This window comes from Skermanella sp. (assembly GCF_059503625.1).
In genome coordinates this window covers 1-4,418 of the sequence record NZ_JCACHA010000031.1, presented here as the reverse complement: position 1 = coordinate 4,418, position 4,418 = coordinate 1, and the positions used below count along the sequence as shown (strand labels likewise).

The window sequence follows — 4,418 nt, the reverse complement described above, 5'->3', positions numbered from 1 at the left end:
AGCAGCAGCGTACCGCCATGGGCTTGCTCGAAGGTGCCGACCTTGCGCGGCAGGCCGTCCTGGCCGTGCTCGGTGCCGAACAGCTCCACTTCCAGCCGGTCCGGCCGCATGGTGGCGCAGTTCAGGCCGACGAAGGGGCCGTCGCCGCGCCGGGAGCGGGCGTGGATCAGCCGGGCCACCACTTCCTTGCCGGAGCCGGCGGGACCGGTGATCAGGACGCGGCTGCCGGTCGGGGCCACCTTCTCGATCGAGTTGCGGACCTGGTTGATCGTCGAGGACTTGCCGATCAGTTCGGTCTGGCCGCCGGCCCTAAGGCGCAGCTCCTCGTTCTCGCGGCGGAGACGGGCGGCTTCGATAGCGCGCTCGACCAGTACCAGCAGCCGGTCCGCCTTGAACGGCTTCTCGATGAAGTCGTAGGCGCCCTGCTTGATCGCGGAGACGGCGGTTTCGATCGTGCCGTGGCCGCTGATCATGATGACCGGCAGGTTGGGATGGTCGCGCTTCAGCTCGGCCAGGATCTGGATGCCGTCGAGACGGCTGCCCTGGAGCCAGATGTCCAGAATGACCAGGCTTGGCCTTCGGGCACCGACGGCGGCCAACGCCTGATCGGCGTCTCCGGCCTGACGGGTCTTCATGCCTTCGTCTTCGAGGATACCCGAAATCAGCATCCGGATATCGGCTTCGTCATCGACGATCAGAATGTCATGCGCCATAGCGACTCTGTTTCTGCTCTAGATCTTCGGCGGCCACGGCCGGCGCGGAAATTTCGGACTTGGGAATCACCAGACGGACCTGGGCACCGACTCCGGAGGGCCGGTCTTCGAGCACGAGTTCTCCGCCATGATCCTCCATTACCTTTTTGACGATCGCGAGGCCGAGGCCGGTGCCCTTGGCCCGCGTCGTGACATAGGGTTCGGTCAGCCGGTCGCGTTCCTCGTGCGGCAGGCCCTTGCCGTTGTCGGCGATGACGATCGCGACGCGATCGTCATGGACTTCAAGGCTCAAGTCGATCTGGCCGGGCGGCAGGACGGTACCCTCCGGCGCCGGGCGGCCCTCGATCGAATCGACGGCGTTCTGGAGCAGGTTGGTAAGGGCCTGGGAGATCTGCCGGCCGTCGCACGGCACCGTCAGGGCGCCTTGCGGAAGGTTGGCCGTGAACTTGATGCCGGGATGGGCGCTGGATTGAAGGAACACTGCCTGACGACACAACTCGTTTACGTTCTGTGGCTTCATCACCGGACTGGGCATCCGCGCGAACGCGGAGAACTCGTCGACCATCCGTCCGATATCGTCCACCTGACGCACGATGGTATCGGTACACATCTGGAACGTCTCGGGGTCGCTGGTGATTTCCTTGAGGTATTTTCTGCGCAATCGCTCGGCGGAGAGCTGAATCGGGGTCAGCGGGTTCTTGATCTCGTGCGCGATGCGACGCGCGACATCGGCCCAGGCAGCCTTGCGTTGAGCCGACAACAGCTCGGTAACGTCATCGAAGGTCACTACGAAGCCGCGAATCTCGTTTCCGACCGACTCAGCGGCGACTCGGACCAGCAGGGTCCGTGCGGTCCCTGCCCGCCTGAGCTGGACCTGCGCTTCCATCAGTTTCGTGGGTCTGCGCCGGATGGTGCCGAGCAATTCGCCCATCTCGGGCGCCACATCGACCAGCCTGCGCCCGATCAGGATCTCCGGGTCGTCGACGCCGAGCAGATGAGCGCCGGACAGGTTCGGCAGGTTGATGCGGCCTTCATGGTCCAGTCCGACGACACCGGCGGAAACGCCGGCCAGCACGGTTTCGGTGAAACGCCGGCGCAGGTCGAGCTGGCGGTTCGCTTCGATCAGCTCGCGACGCTGGCTCTCCAGCTGGCTGGTCATGCGGTTGAAGGCCCGGCTCAGGGTGCCGAGTTCATCTTCCGGCAGCAGTTCCGGCACACGGGCGCCCATGTCGCCCGCCCTCACCCGCTCCGCCGCCCCGATCAGGGAGCCGATCGGCGCCACCAGCGCCGTCGCGAAGTTCAGGCCGATCCAGACGGCGGCGAGCAGCAGCAGCAGGGCCACGACGACGAAGATCAGGGTGAAGGTGATCTGTAGGCTGGAGCGCTTGCCCTCCAGCTCGGCATAGGCGTCGGCAGCGTCCTGTGCGGCCTCCATATGGCTGAGGACGCGCGGCTCGACCAGCCGGCCGACGAACAGGAAGGTATCGACGAAGCGGTCGAGCCGAACCAGCGCCCGGACGCGGTCGTCGGTGTCGGTCACCATCAGGACGACCTCGCCCTGCCGGGCGCGCTCCAGCGAGCTTTCCGGGATCGGCTCGAACTCCAGGGTAAAGGACAGGCCGGAGCGGGCCAGCATCCTGCCGCTGCCGTCGAACACGATGGCCTCGGTCAGGGCACGGAGCGCCGCCTGGGTTGCGACCACCTGGGCAAAACGGCCGGGATCGGTCAGCAGGCGGGCGGCTTCGCGGTTGAGGTCGTTCGCCATGGCCAGCGCGTCCGCACGGATGACCTGCTGGTGTTCGTGCAGGTAGGCTTGGGCGACGGCACGGGATTCGACGATGGCGGTACGGACCCGCTCGCTGAACCAGGACTGGACGCCGACATAGAAGAAGATCGCCGAGAACGCGGCGACGATGATCGCCGGCATCACCGCCAGCAGGCTGAAGGTCGCGACGACGCGGACATGCAGGCGGGACCCGGCAAGGCCTCGCCGCCGCTCGATCCAGAGCGCTACGATGCGGCGGGCGACGATGACGCCCAGCAGCAGCAGCAGCGCCAGATCGAGGGTCAGTAGAAGGCTGACGGTGTTGGGATCGTTGCCGAAGGGGGGAGTGGCGGTCAGCGCGCCATAGGTCGCGAACCCCGCCCCAATGGCGGCCACGGCGAGAGCGACGGCCAGCTTGCCCGCCAGCCCGACGCGGCTGGCCCAGATCAGAAACTGGCTCCAGAAGGATTGCGGAAGTCCCGCAGGTTCACTGGTCATCGTCGCGTTGCACCGGGCTCTCTGAACCTGGTCCACTCTGTGGCGGGGATGCCACGAGACTAGACCAGGGTGTGTTATTTTAGCCCACGTATAACCTGGATATCCAGTTCCCTGATTTTCTTTCTGAGAGTATTGCGATTGAGGCCCAGCATCTGGGCCGCCTTGATCTGATTGCCGCGCGTCGCCGATAGGCTCAGGGAGATCAGCGGACGCTCGACTTCCCGCAGGACGCGGTCGTAGAGGCCGGCGGCCGGGATACCGTCCTTATGGGCGGCGAAATAGTCCTTCAGGTGCCGCTCTACGGCGGAGCTGAGGCCCTCGTTCTGATGTTCCTCGACCTGGGGAGAGGCCGGAGCCGAGTCCGCCAGTTCGGACTCGATGATGTCGGTGCTGATGACTTCCTGGCTGTAGAGGGCGGCCAGCCGGCGGACGAGGTTTTCCAGCTCCCGGACGTTGCCGGGCCAGCGGTAGCGCTTCATCCGCTCCATCGCCTGGGCGTCGATGCTCTTGATCGGCAGCCCCTGCGCCGAGGTCAGCGTGAGGAAGTGACGGACCAGCGAGGGGATGTCCTCCGTCCGTTCACGGAGCGGCGGCAGGCGGATCGGGACGACGTTGAGGCGGTAGAACAGGTCTTCGCGGAACAGTCCCTGGCGGATCAGGGTGCGGAGGTCGCGGTGGGTCGCCGCGATGATCCGGACATCCGTCTTGATCGGCGTGCGGCCGCCGACGGTCGTGTACTCGCCCTCCTGGAGCACACGCAGCAGCCGGGTCTGGGCTTCCAGCGGCATATCGCCGATCTCGTCCAGGAACAGGGTGCCGCTTTGCGCCTGTTCGAACCGGCCGGTCGAACGGGTCGTGGCGCCGGTGAAAGCGCCCTTCTCATGGCCGAACAGTTCCGACTCGATCAGCTCGCGCGGGATGGCGGCCATATTGATCGCGACGAAGGGACCGCTGCGGCGTTTGCCGTATTCGTGCAGCGCGCGCGCCACCAGTTCCTTGCCGGTACCGGACTCGCCGGTGATCATAACGGTCAGATCGGTGCCCATCAGGCGGGCAAGGACGCGGTAGATTTCCTGCATCGCCGCCGAGCGGCCGATCAGCGGAAGCTGCTCTTCGTTCTCGATGTCCTCGGCGGAGGCATGGCCGTTCAGCGCTATCGGCTGCGGCGCGCTGAGCGCCCGCTCGACCACGTTGACCAGTTCCTTGAGGTCGAATGGCTTGGGCAGGTATTCGAAGGCGCCGCGCTCGGCCGCCTTGACGGCGGTCATCAGGGTATTCTGCGCGCTCATGACGATGACGCGCAGCTCGGGTCGGATCTTCTTGATGCGGGGGATCAGGTCCAGCCCGTTCTCGTCCGGCATGACGACATCGGTAATGACGAGATCGCCCTGCCCGTCGGCCACCCAGCGCCAGAGGGTGGCGGCATTTCCCGTGGTGCGGAC

General features: G+C 65.9%; 3 protein-coding genes. All 3 read right to left on the bottom strand.

Annotated elements, in window-relative coordinates:
* A partial coding sequence (locus AC5JJ6_RS00785) for a sigma-54-dependent transcriptional regulator (protein WP_496040209.1) occupies positions 1 to 713 on the bottom strand: 713 nt, incomplete at its 3' end.
* Positions 703 to 2,976 (bottom strand): sensor histidine kinase NtrY-like, encoded by a 2,274-nt coding sequence (locus AC5JJ6_RS00780; protein ID WP_496040208.1) that lies wholly within the window; start codon positions 2,974 to 2,976, stop codon positions 703 to 705. The genes AC5JJ6_RS00785 and AC5JJ6_RS00780, both read right to left, overlap by 11 nt.
* 74 nt (positions 2,977 to 3,050) lie before the next feature.
* Positions 3,051 to 4,418: nitrogen regulation protein NR(I) (gene ntrC, locus AC5JJ6_RS00775; protein WP_496040207.1), on the bottom strand; the 1,368-nt coding region annotated here is incomplete at its 5' end.

What these genes read in the sequence shown, in the direction of transcription:
- AC5JJ6_RS00780 (WP_496040208.1), bottom strand. Translation starts at nt 2,976, where the DNA reads ATGACCAGTGAACCTGCGGGACTTCCGCAATCCTTCTGGAGCCAGTTT.